Here is a 17,133-nt window from a genome sequence, read left to right as displayed (position 1 = left end):
AATGAAAATTACAGTAGTAGGACTTGGATATATTGGATTACCAACCGCGATTTTGTTTGCGAAGTACGGCAATAAAGTGACAGGTGTGGATTTATCCCCAGTCATGACGGACAACTTAAACGCTGGACGAATTCACATTGAAGAACCCGGACTCGAGGCAGACTTGCAAGACGCTTTGGCCTTAAATAATTTTCACGCTAGTACAACACCAGTCAGCGCAGAAGCCTATATCATCGCAGTACCAACGCCTAACAAAAACGACGAGTATAAATCATGTGACACAGCGTATGTTGAGTCAGCGCTAGGAAGCATCGCACCACTTTTGAAGGAAAACGACACGATTATCGTCGAGTCAACGATTGCGCCAAGAACGATGGCAGACGTCGTACAACCGCTTATTGAAAAACAAGGATTCACCGTCGGGCAAGACATCTTCTTAGCACACTGCCCAGAACGAGTTTTACCAGGAAACATCATGCACGAACTAATCCATAACCCGCGTATCATCGGCGGAATCACCGAGCAATGTACAGAAAAAGCAGCAGCAGTATACGGCGAATTTGTTGAAGGCGAGATCATCAAAGCACAAGCCGGCGAAGCAGAACTCAGCAAATTGATGGAAAATACGTACCGTGACCTCAATATCGCACTCGCTAACGAACTTGCAAAAATCAGTAATTACCTCGAAATTGACGCTCTACGTGTGATCGAAATGGCGAATAAACACCCCCGTGTCAACTTGCACCAACCCGGCCCCGGCGTTGGCGGACACTGTTTAGCCGTAGATCCATACTTCGTTATTGCAGCAGCCCCTGAACAATCCCCACTTATGCAAACAGCCCGTAAAGTAAACAACAGTATGCCAGAATATGTCGTAGAAAACGTGAAGCAAATCATGGAACAACGCGACGGAAACACAGTGACGCTATTTGGTTTGACCTATAAAGGTAACATTGATGACATCCGTGAAAGCCCGGCGATGGAAATCAAAGAAATGCTCACAAAAGAAGGTTTTGACGTAAAAAGTTTCGACCCCCATGTTGTATCCGCGCCACTAACAGGTGAAGAAGCATGTGAAGATAGCTCGCTCATCGTTGTTTTAAGCGATCATGACGAATTCCGCACGATTCCAACCACTTACACAGATAAAATGCGCTCAGCCATCGTTTTTGACACGAAAAATATGGTTCAAAACGTCGGTGAACAAGTCGTCTACGCCAATTACGGCAACCTGCATGAGATCACCAAGGACGTGGCACAATACCAATTCAATTAAGGACGTGAAAGCCCATGGAAAAGACCTATTACAATTTCCGAGAACAGGCCAGAACAGCCCGAGAAACCCACGAAAAACCACTGCACGACAAAGTATGGCGCATCTTCGACATCATCGCCGCCGTCTTTGCCCTCCTCATTTCCCTCCCAATCCTCCTCGCAATTGCCATCACCATCAAATTCGAAAACTGGAAAGCCCCGATTTTCTTCAAACAAAAGCGCGTCGGAAAAGACGGCGAACTCTTCTATATGTATAAATTCCGCTCGATGTACGTCGATGCAGAAGCACAACTCGCCAAACTCCAGACCCAGAATGAAATGGACGGCCACATGTTCAAAATGAAAGACGATCCCCGCATCACCCGCGTCGGCAAATGGATTCGCAAAACGAGTCTCGACGAATTCCCCCAATTCATCAATATTTTAAAAGGCGACATGTCCTTCGTTGGACCACGCCCACCACTGATGACAGAATATGCGAACTACACAAACCACGAAAAAAAGCGTCTCCTCGTAACACCAGGATGTACCGGTTTGTGGCAAGTCAGCGGCAGAAACAACCTGACTTTTAACGAAATGATTGACCTCGATTTAGCATACATCGAAAAAAGATCGATCCTCTTCAACATCAAGATTCTACTACTCACTTTCAAGGAATTCACAAGCAAAGGAAACGGCATGTAAAAAACCGCGTGTCTAAAAAGTTGATTTTCAAAAATAAGTTTCTGGAAAATCCCTGTTTTAGGGAAAAATCTTGATAAAGTATACGTAGGCCAACAAATTAGGAGGTGGGAACAATGTGAAACGAAGCAGCACGACCCAATAAGAAAACAAACAATTATCCATTCCTCGTAACAAATTCCCTCATAAAGATTCTTAATAATAATACCCCAAAAAATTCAAGTTATGAGACAGACTCTCATAACAAAAGGAGAAACAATAAAACATGAAAAATCAAATTCCATTCAACGTATTACCTACTAAAAAGGTGAAAAAAGCTCTATTCGCAACACTAGCAACAGTAACAGTTTTATCACAAATGTTAACAGTATATCCAACAACGAGTGCAGCAGCAGAAGGATCCGAAATTGGAACAACAGAAGCACCAACACAAGTAGGCGATTTTGCGACATTAAAACGAATCATTGAAGAAGATAATGGCATTACAAATATAGAATTAACAGCAGACATCACGATGACAGCAGGAATTCAGATTCACAATAAGAAAACAACACTCACAATTAACGGTAACGGGCACACCTTAACAGAGAGCAAAGCATCTATCAACGGAGCTAACATGACAATCTTTGCTTACACTGGCTCGGCTATGCAAACAATGAATATCAAAAACCTAACGATTCGTGGTTCCCATTACTACTCACCATTCACAGTATACGATGGTGTCAAAGGTGTAGTACAAAATTTTGAAAACATCGATTATGTTGGTCCACAATTTGTTTATAATATTAATGGATTTGTAAACTTCACAGGGAAAAATAAAATTGTAAACGGACAAGGCGTTGACAAATTAGGTACGCTAAATGAGCTTGTTCAAGCAGGCGGAGTTACCATTGACGGTGAATTTATCGGTGAGCATAATACAACAGGAACATATGCTTTCGCTTTATACGGCACGAACCCGTACTTCATCATTAAAGATGGTTCAAAAGTAGATATCGCAGCAAATGGTGGAGAACTTTTATATGCTCCAGCTAACACAGCAAACTTTGTAGTGGGTAAAAGTGCAACATTCAACCTTAACACGCTTCGTGAGTTATTCCCATATGCAATGGCTAACGTAACATTCGATACTAGCTCTACAACAACAATTAATCGTACAGACGTATCAGCTGCGGCACTAATGAACGTAGCGCAAACTTTAACTATAAATCCAAACGCAAGCTTAGTAGCGAAACAAGCAGCAGGAGCACCAGCAGCAGCGCACATCTTCCGTACAACAGTAGCAAACGCAGTGATCAACATCAATGATCCACGTAAATTAGACTTAGATGCAAACGGAACAAGCACTAACCGCGTATTCTCAGCAGCAGGCAAAACAACCATTAACTTCAAAGGCTTATCAGAAATCGGCGTATTTAAACCAACAAACAAAACAGAAACACCAGACTTATCATGGCAAGATGCAACATTCCAAGTTGTTCAAGCATCTGCACAAGCTGGAATCGTTCAAGTAGGCGCACAGTCATCTACTGGCGACATCCAAACTAAATTCGTATTAGCAGACGCAAAACGTATTACAACAACAGGAACAGTTGAGATTGCACAAAAAGCAGTAAACGAACTTTTCACTAACAACGACCCAGCAACAGACGCAATCAAAGATACAACAACACAAGCAAAAATTGACGCAGCACAAAAATTAGTAGACGCAGTAACAGATACAGTAGAAAAAACAGCATTACAAAAAGATCTAGACCGCGCACAAGAACTTTTAAATGAGCGTAATGCAGCAAGTACAGATAAAGAGCGTCAAGCAGCAGCACAAAAAGCAGTAAACGAATTATTCACGAGCGATCAACCATCAACAGACAAAATCAAAGACACAACAACACAAGCTTCTATTGACGACGCACAAGGATTAATCGATTTAGTAGTAGACCCAACAGTAAAAGCAGCACTACAAAAAGACTTAGATCGTGCCCAAGAATTGTTGAACGAGCGTAACGCAGCAAATGCAGCAGAAAAAGCACGTCAAGAAGCAGCTCTAAAAGCAGTAAACGAACTATTCAACAGCGACAAACCATCAACAGACGCAATTAAAGACATCACGAACCAAGATGCAATCGATGCCGCACAAAAATTAGTAGATGCAGTAACAGATCCAACAGTAAAAGCACAATTACAAAAAGATCTAGACCGTGCCCAAGAATTGCTAGATGCACGTAACGCAGAATTAGCAGCAGAAAAAGCACGTCAAGAAGCAGCTCTAAAAGCAGTAAACGAACTATTCAACAGCGACAAGCCATCAACAGACGCAATTAAAGACATCACGAACCAAGATGCCATTGACGCAGCACAAAAATTAGTAGACGCAGTAACAGATCCAGAAGTGAAAGCACAATTACAAAAAGATCTAGACCGCGCCCAGGAATTACTAGATGCACGTAACGCAGCAGCATCATCAGAGCAAGAACGTCAAGCAGCAGCGAAAAAAGCAGTAGACGAGTTATTCACTAACGACAAGCCATCAACGGATACAATCAAAGATACAACAACACAAGCTTCAATCAATGCAGCACAAAAATTAGTGAACGTAGTAACAGATCCAGAAGTAAAAGCTGAACTACAAAAAGATCTAGACCGTGCGCAAGAATTACTAGACGCTCGTAATGCAGCAGAAGCAGCAGAGAAAGCCCGTCAAGAAGCAGCACAAAAAGCAGTAAATGAATTGTTCAACAGCAACAACCCATCAACAGACGCAATCAAAGGATCAACAACGCAAGCTAAAATTGACGCAGCACAAAAATTAGTAGACGCAGTAACAGACCCAACAATAAAAGCACAACTACAAAAAGATCTAGACCGTGCGCAAGAACTTTTAGATGCTAAAAATGCAGAGAAAGCACGCCAAGAAGCAGCACGTAAAGCAGTAAACGAATTATTCACGAACGATACACCAGCATCAAACGAAATCAAAGACCCAACAATCCAACCATCTATTGATGCAGCACAAAAAATCATCGACACAGTAACAGATCCGGCAGTAAAAGCACAATTACAAAGAGATCTAGACCAAGCGCAACAACTATTAGACATGCGTTCATCAACAGTCGGAACAATCACACCAGCTGAATTCCTAATCGGTGGCGACAAGTATGTAACAGGAACATTCACAGGCAGCGTAGCTAAAATCTCCCTACTTGTAAACGACAAAGAATACACTGGCGGAGCAGTCAAAGCAGATGGCACCTTCACATTCTACGCAAACGACAAAAACATCAAGAAAACAGACACAGTATTCGCAGTAGCATACGACAAATACGGTAAAGAACTAGAAAGAACAAAAGTGAAATTCGTAGTCGTAACAGCAGGTAAAATCACACCAGCAACATACAACCTAGCATCAGACAAAAACATCACAGGAGCGTACACGGAAGACGTAGCTAAAGTAACTGTAACAGTTGGCGATAAAGTGTACAAAGGCGGAACAGTAGCAAACGGCACGTTCACATTCTATGCTTTTGACAAAATCAAGAACGCAACAGATACCGTAACTATCCACGCATACGATTCAGTAGGTAAACTGCTAGACACGAAAACACTAAAAGTAGTAACAGGCGTACCAGTTGTAACAAAAGGTACCATCACAGTGAACGACATGTTAGTACCAGGCGACAAAAACATCACAGGAACGTATACAGATGACGTACATCATGTAGTTGTAACAGTAGACGGCGTCGAGTATAAAGGAGGTACTTTTGTAGACGGCGAATTCAAGTTCTACGCTTTCGACAAAATCACAAGCGCGAGCAGCAAAGTAACGATGCAAGCCTTCGATAAAGCCGGTAAAGTCCTAGATACGAAAACAGTGAAACTTGTAGCACCAGCAGGCGAGAATGCAAATAAAGGCGCAATCACGCTGAACGCATTCACACTTGGCGATAAAAACATCACAGGAACTTACTCAGGTGAAGTAAAATCAGTACAAGTAACAGTAGGCGAAACAACGTATAAAGGCGGAACATTCACAGACGGCGAATTCAAATTCTACGCTTTCGACAAAATCAAATCCACAACAGATACAGTTACTATTAAAGCACTAGACAAAGACGGTAACGTATTAGATACAAAAACAGTAACAGTAGCAGCAAAATAATTAGTTAGGCGTTGAGCGGTAACCTAGAAATTTAGGGTTGCCGCTCTTTTTTGATTGTAAAGTATATTGGATATTGTTACATAATTTTTACTAAAGATAAAAATATGCTAATATAATGTCGCAAAAATCTAAGTAACAATAAAGGGAAAAGTCTACCGAGGTGGTACATTCAACGCGGACGGCGAATTCAAATTCTACACCTTCGACAAAATCACCTCGACTGACGCTATTATAATGATTCAAGCATTCGTTAAAGTATCATAACAGCTGCTATTTTTTGCCGTTTTTTAAAAAAATTTATATTTTTTAAAAAATATAATAAAACAGCTGTATTTGCGGTTCCGCCTGTTAAAGTATAAGTAAGGCAAGGGATTACAAAAAACAAAGCCTAAAAAATAACCACTTGAAGGAGAGAAATCTATGTTAAAGAAAAAAGTAATGACTGTTTTAGCAACAACGAGTATTGTAGGTTCGACAATCATGTCCCCATTCACAGTAATGGCTGCTGAAGATGCACCAGTAAATGTAGTAGCCCCACAAAGCACTTTCGCCGAACAAGTATTAAAGAACATCATCGAAAACCCAACTTTTAACTTTAATGCATCGAAAACCTCAATCAACAGCTGGGATTTATATCGAAATAATGTAGCGATATCGAATGCAATGACAGGCCTGAGGTTAGTACCACAGCTTGATGCAGATAACAATATAAGCACGAATAACGAAAATATGAAGCTGAGAAGTGACTCGAAATCAGGCGAACTACAAGGATATATTAAAGGCGACAACACTTTCATCATCGGCCAAACGCTAACAACAATTCCAAATCACGAATATAAATTAGTAGCCAATTATACCGGTAACGGGAGGATAACCGTGTACGACGGAGACAAGGCGTATGCAGGAAGCGCCGGACTTTTAAGCGCAAAATCATTCAAAAATTCAGATGCAGAACAAGTCGAAGTAACATTCACCGCGAAATCTGCCAAGACATCCATCGGGAATCGAGCTATTTCAGATCTTAGCGAAAACTGGCAAGAATTTGGACTAGCGGACATTCAGGTCATCGACGTAACCGAACAACAAGCCCAAGACAAAGCCCGCGAAGCAGTAACGAACTTGTTTGAAAACCAAAATCCAGACGGTAACATCATCTCAGGTCTAACGCAATCAGAAATCGATAATGCGCAATCACTCATCAATGAAGTCACCGATGCAGACGAGAAAGCCGAACTTCAAGCCATGTTGTATAAAGCTCAAGTTGCATTATATGACGCAGCATCAGCAGAAGCAGGCAATCAATACAACGCCATCCAACGGGAACTCATGAATATCACGGAAAACCCAGCGTTCAATTTTTCAGCATCAAGTTCTTCCGTCGCAGGGTGGAATCTATATAGAAACAATGTCGCGATTTCGAATGCAATGACCAGCCTTGAACTAACGAAAACGCAAGATACCGATAACAACGCGCTCACAACAAACGAGAACATCAAGCTTAAAAATGGCTCCAAGCCAGGTGAAATAGGCGGATACATCAAAGCAGACAACACATTGGTCATCGGTCAACCCTTGAAAACCGCTTCGAATCGTCAGTACAAGCTGGTCGCGAATTACACAGGTGAGGGCAAAGTAACCGTATTCGATGGCAAAGACGTCTATGCAGGTAGCGCAGGCCTCATCACGACGAAATCCTTCACAAATGCAACGCAAGAAAAAGTCGAAATCACATTTACCGCGAAATCCACAGAAACAACCATCGGAAACCGCATGGCCTCAAATCAGAGCGCTAACTGGCAAGAATTTGCGATTGAAGGTATTCAAATCATCGATGTGACCGAAGAACTAGCTCAAAACAAGGCTCGCGAAGCCGTCGACAACCTGTTCGAGAACAAAGATCCAAACGGCAACATCAAAGAGGACTTAACCCAAACAGAAATCGATGACGCTCAAAAACTAATCGACCAAGTAACCGACCCGGACAAAAACGCAGATTTACAGAAGGATTTAGACAAAGCCCAATCCCAACTAGACGCGAAACAAACAACAGGAACTATTACAACAAATGATTTTGAGATTGGTCTCGATAAGTATGTAACTGGAACCTACTCTGGTGATGTAGCCCGTATCGCAATGCTTCAAGATGGCGTTGAAATCAAGAATGCGACGCTCAAAAACGGCGAATTCAGTTTTTACGTAGCGGACAAGAAGATCAACGAAAACCAAGCGATCTTCATGGTAGCGTACGATAAGAACGGCAAAGAACTCGCACAAGAAAAAGTAACATTCGTCAGCACGACAAAAGGCACAGTAACACCAGTCGAGATGACGATTCCAGGCGATAAATATATCACGGGAACGTATACAGGAAGCGTAACGAAAATAGAAGTAACTGTGAACGGAACGCTTTACAAAGGCGGAACAGTAGCCGATGGAAACTTCCAATTCTACTCACAAGACAAAATTTTGAAAGAAACAGATGAAGTCGTGATCAACGCCTATGACCACACTGGAAAATTATTAGACACAACAAGCGTAACCATTAAATCCACGACCCCAACAACAGGAACAATCAACCCGGACGCCTACAAACTGAAAAGCAGCAACATCACAGGAAAATTCGAAAAGGATGTAAAATCAGTCATCGTAACAGTGAACGGCACAGCATACAAAGGCGGAACGTTTAATGAAGACGGCACATTCAAATTCTACGCATTGGACAAAATTAAATCCGTAGACGATGAAGTCACGATTCAAGCATTTGATGCGAAAGGTAAAGAGTTAGATAAGAAGGTAGTGGAAGTGACAGCAAAATAATATTCGAGGCAGAGTAATGACCCCATGAAGCGGGGCTGTTGCTCTGCTTCTGAGTTTAGAAGGGAAACAAATTTTGACATAATGGCAGAACTTGTTTATGATGAGGCATATAGAGATTTTTTGTGATTAATTACACAATTCATTTCTACTTACAACGAATGGAGGAACTTGAAATGAATATCATAATTTTAGGCGCATTTGGGCATCTTGGAAAGGCGGTTTACCAACTTTTAGAGCCGCTGCCGAATGTCAATTTGACGTTGTTTGGACGGGAAAAAGAGAATATCGAGGTAGCTTCGACGACAAAAGTGATTTTTGGTGATGCGACGAATCCAGAAGATTTGGAAGATGCGCTTCGTGGACAGGATGTAGTTTTCTCAACGCTTGGTCCGTTTCATGTGGAGACTTTCGCGAAACCGCTAGTGGAGACGATGGAGAAGCTGGATGTGACAAGGCTTTTTTGGACGACGCAGTTTCAAATTAGACAGGACGAAGTGACGGAGGAGAACATTGCACTTGCGAAGACGTTTGGCTTTGATGAGGAGATGGAGCGGACGTATGTGGCGAATCAGAAGCTGGGCGCGCAGATCATTGAAGATAGTAGCCTCGATTACACGCTGTTGATGCCTCATTTCTTTAAATACGATAACAGCATCGCAAAAGTGATTCTGCAGGACGAGGATGAAACGGTGGAAGGTGAGCCGATTAGTATTTATAGTTTAGCGCTAGGACTGGTGTATTTATTGCTTCGACCTGAGCTTTATAGTAAAAAAGGTGTTATTATCTCTGCCGCTGAATGAGATTAGCGTTTAATATGTATTAAGAGCCCCCTGATTATGGAATCTAGAGGGCTCTTTCGTTGATTTAGTTTACAATAACATTAGTTTCCTGAAGAATCTCGTTCGTCGCATTATACGCGGTCAGGACAACTTTATCATTCTTACTTGTGATTAAACTTTTCGCATAGTACTGGAATTGACCGGCTGGGAGAACTTGAACAGTCGCTTGTTGCACGTTGTTTACTGTTAGGCGTATTCTCACTACATCGCCTGTATATTCCCCTTTTACGTAGTTGTCAGCTCCGATTGTGAATGGGTTTACCGTGACGCTTCCGCTGGCTGATGCGATGGAGAGCACTCTGCTGGTAACTTCTTCGCCTGCTGTATTAAAGGCCACTATTTTTACGCTATCTGTGGCTTTTGTAATGTTTGTTTTTGCGTAATATTTGATGATACCATCTGTCGTGCCAACTCGTTGTAGTGTAACGCCATTGACTTGTAGCTCGATTTTTTTAATATCGCCAATGTATGTGCCTGTTATATAGTTATCTTTGCCGATAGTGAACGTGTTTAGGGTGTCGATTGCTCCTGTGATTGTGACGGGCTTGGTGTCGAGTACTTTTCCGGTGCTGTCATATGCTGTCATTGTAGCAGTATCCTTTGCACTGCGAATGATGTTGTTAGCGTAATACTTGAAATCTGGAGCAGTGACGCCAACTTTTGTACCTTCCACGCCATTGACTGTCAAACTAACTCTCGTAACGTCACCAGAAACTTGACCAGTCACGTAGTTTTCTTTGCCAGGTGTGAATGTGTTTATCGAAGTAATTTTTCCAGCTGTTGCATCAGTAGTAACTGAAATCGTTTTTGTGTCTAAGACTTTGCCGGTATTGTCGTAACCAGTGATCTTAACCACGTCCTTTAGGTTCGAAATAATGTTGCTTGCGTAGTACTTGAAGTCTGGCGTCGTAGCTGGAATTTTCGTACCTTCTACACCATTAACTGTCAAACTAATTTTCGTAATGTCACCAGAGACTTGGCCGGTTACATAATTTTCTTTACCAAGCTTGAATGGATTTAGAGAAGGGAAGGTTCCTGTTGTAAGTTCTTTCGTGACGATAACTGATTTTGTGTCTAAGACTTTGCCGTTCGTGTCATAACCAGTAATTTTAACGTCATCTGTTAATTTGAGAATAAGATTTTTTGCATAGTACTTAAGGTCTGATGCAACAACACCGACTTTCGTACCTTCCACACCGTTGACTGTCAAACTGATTCTCGCAAGATCACCAGTAAATTGCCCGGTTACATAGTTGTCTTTACCGATATAGAAGAAGTTTGGTGTCATTTTAACGGTTGTTGACATTTGCACGTTTACCTTCGTTTTTTGTAGCTCGTTACCGTTTTTGTCATAAGCAATCACGGAAACTTGGTCTGTAGCTGCTTTGATTTTGTCTTTTGCGTAATACTGGTATGGCGAACTGCTGACGGGAATGATTTGTTGTGGCACATTGTTGATTTCTAGCCCTATTTTAGCGACGTCGCCAGTATACGTTCCTTTCACGTAGTTGTCCACGCCAAATGTAAAGGCATTTGCAGTGATAGTTCCCGATGTTTTGTTGTCTAATAAAAATTTGGCTTTAGCTAGCTGTGCTTGTAGTTCTGCTTTTAAAATTGGATCTTTTACAGTGTCTACTGCTTTTTTGGCTGCGTCAATGGCTAGTTGGTCTGTAGCTGGTTTGATGGAGCCTGAATCTGGGCTGTTATTTGTGAATAATTCTGAGACAGTTTTCGCTGCTGCTGCGTCTTTTTGTGCATCTGCTGCTTCTAGGGCATTATTTGCTGTTGGTCCCCAGTTGTTTGTTGTGAACGCACGGACAGTAAGTGATGTCGTTTTTGGCAAAACAGTTCCTGCTGTATATTTCGTTGCTTTGCTTGATACAACGCCGTCTGCTCCCATCGGATCGGTGCCGTCTGTTGTGTAGTAAACGTCTGTGTTGGCATTCGGGTTGTTTAAAACGACGCCGGATCCGCTTGGGATGATGCTAACGTTTTGCAATGTGTGCGCCATGCCGTATTTTGTCCACATTTCTAGGTTGTATTTCACACGGTCTGGGACTTGGGCTTGAACTTTGACTTGTGTTGTTAACCAATCTTTGTAGATAGTCGTTCTAGCGCCCATGAATGCTGCGTCAAGTTTGTATGCTGCATCGATTTCTTTTTGGTTATCCAGAATGAGTTGTCTCACGTTTGCGACAGATAATGGAGCACCGTCTGCACCTGCGAAGTCACCGTTTGCTGGACCGATTTGTTTTAGTACTTGGTCTTTTACAAGTGTTTTGAACTCGAGGTTTCCGGCTGTTGGGACAGTGGTACTATCTCCTGAAAAATTACCGAACAGGATGCCGGCGCCTTTTCTTGAGTTAGCGTCTGCCCATTTGTAGCGATACGTTCCGCCGCCACCTGCAAAGACAGAAGAGCTTGTCCCAGTGCCGCCGTTATTGTAGAAAGCACCGTCTGTATCATTGATATTGAATTTCATCTTAACACCATTACCGTTTAAAATATCATTGGAAACGACGGCATCTACTTCTTGTTCGGTATCAATAAACATGAAGAGAATTTGTGTTTTGATTAAATCTTCTACATCGACATAGTTTTTGAATTCTTGGAAGTTTTTCGCTGTTGCGACGGCTTTTACTTTTGTTAAAATGTTCGCGTCACCTTCGCCAGCTTCTACGATACCGGGAATAAAATACCCATCTTGGAAGCGGATTTTCGTGTAGTTATCATCGCTGTCGCCGAAGTATTCTTCAAACATGTTTTGACCAAAGTCTTCGCGCATTGTTTTTACGCCCATATATTTCCCGTTGTAGTAGTAGTGTACATATTTTGTGTGCAGGGAAATTTTATTCATTTGTTGTGCCAATGTGTTTGTAACGGTTTCGTCGTAACGGTTGTAGCCTAGGTTATAGACGTCGTTTTGCGGACCATCTTGACCTTCTTTTAATTCTAACTTACTGAATTTACCTACGACTGGGAAAGTTTCGCCTGGTGTTGCGTCAAAGAAGTTGTATTTTGCTTTTTTCGCGTTGTAGTCACGGTGGAATTTCACTGCTACGCCGGAGTTGTACTGTCCAACACTTGCTTGGCCGAATTTTTTTGCGCCGGAGTAGTTGAAATAGTTGGTTCCGCCGCTACCCATGTGTGAATCTAGATACTCAAATGTTCCTGGTGTGTAAGGATCAGCCACTAAATCTGCTGCTGCCCCAGTTACGGAAACGATTGGAAAATCATCGATGGCTTGTGCGTATTCATCGCTTGTAATGTTGTTTTTGAACTGCCATTGATAGCCTGATGTGACTTCGTTTTTGTAGTTATCGCGCAGAACGTACGTGTTGGAAAGGACGCCAGTGTTACCAGTTGCGTCATAGCCGTAGACTTTAACAACGGTTGTTTTGCTGATTTTGATTGGGCCAGTGTAAACCGTACCTTTTGTCGCGCTTGGTTCGCTGCCGTCGAGTGTATATTTTAGTGTAATGCCGGCTTTTGAAGTCATTGTTAAGTCAAAACCAGTGTCATACATGCCGCGATCTTTGCTGAATTGGACGGCGTAGTTTGTTTGACCGCTGTTGTTGGACGTGCCAAACGTTTCATTGCTGAATAGCGTTAATGTTTTGCTTGCGTCTGTTTGGCGCCCGAATGTTTGGTTGTACGCTTGTTTCGTATACTTGATCGAGTCGACCGTTTTGAATTCAGAACCGATTTTTGCGGATAAAACAACGTCGCCGCTACCACCGATTTCGAAGCTTAGGTGATTATTTCCAATTTCGGGCGCTTTATCTGAATACAGCACGCGGAAACCTTTGGCCGGAATAACAAGGTTGGAAAACTCGAATTTGTCGAGTGTTTTTGTTTTATCGGTCAGGTACATACCCTTGCCTAAAACAACCGGGACATCATTGTCGTTGTAAAGCTCGACCCAGGCGTCTTTAGAGCTTGTGGTGCCTTCTGATGATAGTTCGTTGATGAAGACGTTTTTGATTTTGTCTGGTGTCGTGAGGGCGCCTTCGATGCTTGGACCTTTGGCATTGTTTTTGTATTTGATGATGAGTCTGGCTGAGTTGGCTCCGCCGCCTTGATAAACACTACCGATGTAATTATCACCATCGACGCGGAATGCCATGGATTGACCGTCTTTCCAGCCATTGAAGCGATTTTCGTTGATGATATCTTTCAAATTGGCCGTGCGAACGATTTGGTTAGTTGCTGTGAATGCTGGTTGACTATACTTCACGACCATGTTGCTGTAAGAACGGGAAGTGATGTTTCCAGCTGTGCTTTTGTATATTTCTGGATTGCCAAGTTCGCTACGGATCTCCATGTTAGAGCTTACTTTTGCAGTGGTTGAAGCGGATGTTGTGAATTCTAAATAAGCATCTTCAATTTCTGCTGATTCTGGGAGGTTAACATTGTTAAAACGGAATGCTGAGATGTCTTTGTACGCGGGAGTAAGGGTAGCTGACCAGTAACCGCCGATTCTTAGGTTGTCACCGAGGTTCATTGTTTTTGCAGTACCGTATTCCTCTGCGTCGTCGTTTGCTGTTGCCACTTGAGCTCTAGAATCACCGTCTTCTGAGTAATATTCTAGGACTAATTTCGGCGCCATTGTAGCACTTGATTCAAAAGAACGGGCAACGTAAGATCCAGTTTTATCGCCATCTACTTTGAAAACAAGGTCTTTCAGTACGGCGTTGGAGCTGCGCATTTCATTGATAACTTCTGTCAAATCGCCTGTGTTCACAAGATCGTTGACTGCTACTTTTGCTGGTGTTGTAGATTTCGCAGTAGTTTCTGTCAGGGCGCGATTTGTGAAGGAAGCAACGGTGGATGCGAAGGCCTCACCATTTCCGACTTGACCTGCAACTGACAAATTCGTTGGTGTGCTTGATGCTGTTAGTGTCGTGAAGGTAAGGTAAGCTTTTGTAATCACGGCATCGGCTGGGATAGAAACATCTGCAAAACGCACAAATGTAGATTCGGGCACAGCTCTTAGAAGACCGTGTAGATTGAGTGATGTAGCCGTCAAATTGGTAGATGTAGCATTTACTGAAGCATCATCTGTACCGGCTTTGACAAGGTATTCTTTTTTCGCTGAAGGAATGTTTTCCGCATCATCACGAATGGAATACACATACGCTTGAACACCGCTATTTTGTTTGGCGTTATAGGCATAGGCCTTCACTGTCATATTTTTGTCGACTTTGATCGGGCCTGTATAAGTCGTGCCGTTTGTTTCGCTAGGCGTTGAGCCGTCAAGCGTGTATTTGATCGTGTTGATGCTGTCTGTTTTTAGCGTTAAGTCGAAACCGGCTTTGTACATTCCTGTTGTTTGGCTAGGCGTGATGTTTACTAGTGGAGTCGCGCCATTGTTCGAGCTTTCATACGTCCCAGTTGTATAGGAAACGAGATTTTTGTCGGCGTCATTAAAACGGCCTAATGTTTCGTTGTAAGGCATTTTTTTCACGGCAAAAGTATCCAGCGTGTGGAAGCTGCCGTCGTATTTTGTAGATAGATAAAGCGTTGTGTCGCGGTCGCCTAGCGTGAAGTTCGTAGACGCATTATTTTGCGTACCGTTTGCCTTCACGACACGGTATCCTTTTGCTGGGATATAGATGTTGCTGAGCTCAGATTTACCTAAAGCATTGGCGTCATCGGATATAAAAACATCTTTTGAAAGAAATACTGGAGCATCGTTGTTGTTGAAAATTTCGATCCAGCCGTCTGTCTGAACGTCTGTCCCCATGCTCGCAACTTCGTTTATAAATAGGTTTTTTATTTTGGCGGGATCTTGGGTAACTTCTTCGCCAATCGCGTCTTTTTCGCTGTATGAATATTTAATAACAAGCTTTGGTTGTAGGGCAGCATCGGTTCCACCTTGATAAATACTGCCGATATAGTTGTCGCCGTCGACTTTAAAAGCGAGCGCGTTTCCGTTTGTCCAACCCATTAAGCGTGTTTCGTCGATGATGCTTTTTAGATTAGGCGTTCGGATAACTTGTTTGGTGGTTGCAAAAGATGGTTGCTGGTATGTCACGGTAGAAGCTGTGTAGTTACGGTTGCTGATGTTTCCAGCGGTAGTTGCGTAGGTTGCTGGATTGCCTAATTCGGCCGCAATCGCCATGTTGGAAGTCTGGTTGGCAACGGTAGCTTTTGTTGTGAATTCCAAATAGGCATCGTCAATTTTCGCGTTTTCTGGAAGGTCTACATTCGCAAAACGGAACGCGGATAGGTTTTTATTTGCCGGAGTTAGCGCTGCTGCTGTGTAACCGCCGATTTTCATTTCAGCATTTAAGGCGATTGTTTTAGCTGTGCCTGATTCTTCTGCGTCATCGGATGTGTTGCTGATTTTCGCGTTGTATTCGCCTGTTGGAGACGTGTATTCAATCATGAGTTTTGGCGCCATTGGAGCGCTAGAGTCGAAAGAACGCATAACGAATGAGCCTACGCCACTGCCAGTTACTTTGAACACGTAATCTTTAATGTCCGCAGTATTCGCGCGCATTTCTTTCACTATAGATGAAACGTCGTCGGTATTGAAAATGGTATTTGTGGCAACAACGGGGGTTTTCATGCTCATCGTGGTGGTTGTGAAGGTGCGGCTTGTGAAGGATGCGACAGTGCTTGCAAATGCTGCTTGCGTGCCAAGTTCTCCTGCCACATTAATGGTCGTGGATTGAGCGGCTGAGGATGCATCACGAGCTGTGAATGCGATGTAAGCTTTTGTGATTTTTGCGTCTGTTGGTAAGGCTACATCGGCAAAACGTAAATACGTGGCCTGTGTTGCGCCTGCTAAACCGTGTAAATCAAGGCCGGTACTCGTTAAGTTCACCGCCGTACTCGAAACTTCGGCGTCATCGGCACTTTTTTGAATCGGAAATTCTTTGGCGAATGCAAATGTTTGCTCCTCGTTCACAGTGTTTGTAGATTGCGTCATGGCTTGGGTTTCTGCGAATGTCACGATATTCCCGATGGAACTAGGTACCATGAGAGAGACGATCATCGCCATCGATAAAACTTTTAATCCAAAATTACTTTTCTTTTTCATGTTTAAAATCATAACTACTTATGCATAATTCTTTATGGCTGGCAGTTATATCCTCCTTATTTTCTCTAGAATAGTTAACATTTTTTCTTTGTTTGTGTCGAACCATTATTTTACAATTAAACCGTGTTTTTCTATATCGGATAGATTGATTTTCATTATGTTATAGAAATATCTAATCGCATGGTAATGCTAGATTCATAGCACTCAAACATGCGTGTTAATCACCACTTTCCTAGTTATTTTTAAATGGGAGTGCCTTTGCTATTCGCTCTTATCCCTACTTATATTTTACCTGCGTTTGGGGTTTCAAGTCATTA

Annotated in this window: 7 protein-coding genes; 6 read left to right on the top strand and 1 reads right to left on the bottom strand. The window is 42.5% G+C overall.

The features are described from left to right. The first annotated feature begins 1 nt into the window (after position 1). From DUK53_RS04960 to DUK53_RS04940, 6 genes are all read left to right on the top strand, one after another. Entirely contained in the window at positions 2 to 1,276 is a 1,275-nt protein-coding gene (locus tag DUK53_RS04960) for a nucleotide sugar dehydrogenase (protein WP_036132207.1), read from the top strand. 14 nt (positions 1,277 to 1,290) lie between these two features. Next, positions 1,291 to 1,959: a sugar transferase gene (locus DUK53_RS04955; RefSeq protein ID WP_052164949.1), complete on the top strand. Its 669-nt coding sequence runs from the start codon at positions 1,291 to 1,293 to the stop codon at positions 1,957 to 1,959. Positions 1,960 to 2,221: 262 nt separating this feature from the next. Beyond that, positions 2,222 to 6,112, top strand: coding sequence for an immunoglobulin-like domain-containing protein (locus DUK53_RS04950; protein ID WP_036132204.1), 3,891 nt, complete (start codon positions 2,222 to 2,224; stop codon positions 6,110 to 6,112). Positions 6,113 to 6,250: 138 nt separating this feature from the next. Continuing rightward, a complete protein-coding gene (locus DUK53_RS17985; protein WP_368665712.1) occupies positions 6,251 to 6,376 on the top strand; it encodes an immunoglobulin-like domain-containing protein in 126 nt (41 codons plus the stop codon). 156 nt (positions 6,377 to 6,532) lie between these two features. Then, on the top strand, positions 6,533 to 8,929 hold the full coding sequence (locus DUK53_RS04945) for an immunoglobulin-like domain-containing protein (protein ID WP_036132202.1): 2,397 nt from the start codon (positions 6,533 to 6,535) through the stop codon (positions 8,927 to 8,929). A 173-nt stretch (positions 8,930 to 9,102) separates the two neighbouring features. Further along, positions 9,103 to 9,729: an NAD(P)H-binding protein gene (locus DUK53_RS04940; protein ID WP_036094740.1), complete on the top strand. Its 627-nt coding sequence runs from the start codon at positions 9,103 to 9,105 to the stop codon at positions 9,727 to 9,729. A 64-nt stretch (positions 9,730 to 9,793) separates the two neighbouring features. On the opposite strand, the gene DUK53_RS04935 is transcribed toward DUK53_RS04940, so the two are convergent. After that, complete coding sequence (locus DUK53_RS04935) at positions 9,794 to 16,816, bottom strand: immunoglobulin-like domain-containing protein (protein WP_161564221.1); 7,023 nt, start codon at positions 16,814 to 16,816, stop codon at positions 9,794 to 9,796. Between the last annotated feature and the right edge of the window lie 317 nt (positions 16,817 to 17,133).

Origin of the sequence: Listeria sp. SHR_NRA_18 (assembly GCF_003856515.1) — a bacterium.
In the GTDB taxonomy this organism is placed as follows: domain Bacteria; phylum Bacillota; class Bacilli; order Lactobacillales; family Listeriaceae; genus Listeria_A; species Listeria_A newyorkensis.
This window is presented reverse-complemented; position numbering and strand designations above follow the sequence as displayed.

Coding starts and splice junctions, on each gene's coding strand:
- DUK53_RS04960 (WP_036132207.1), top strand. CDS start 2: ATGAAAATTACAGTAGTAGGACTTGGATATATTGGATTACCAACCGCG.
- DUK53_RS04955 (WP_052164949.1), top strand. CDS start 1,291: ATGGAAAAGACCTATTACAATTTCCGAGAACAGGCCAGAACAGCCCGA.
- DUK53_RS04950 (WP_036132204.1), top strand. CDS start 2,222: ATGAAAAATCAAATTCCATTCAACGTATTACCTACTAAAAAGGTGAAA.
- DUK53_RS04945 (WP_036132202.1), top strand. CDS start 6,533: ATGTTAAAGAAAAAAGTAATGACTGTTTTAGCAACAACGAGTATTGTA.
- DUK53_RS04940 (WP_036094740.1), top strand. CDS start 9,103: ATGAATATCATAATTTTAGGCGCATTTGGGCATCTTGGAAAGGCGGTT.
- DUK53_RS04935 (WP_161564221.1), bottom strand. CDS start 16,816: ATGAAAAAGAAAAGTAATTTTGGATTAAAAGTTTTATCGATGGCGATG.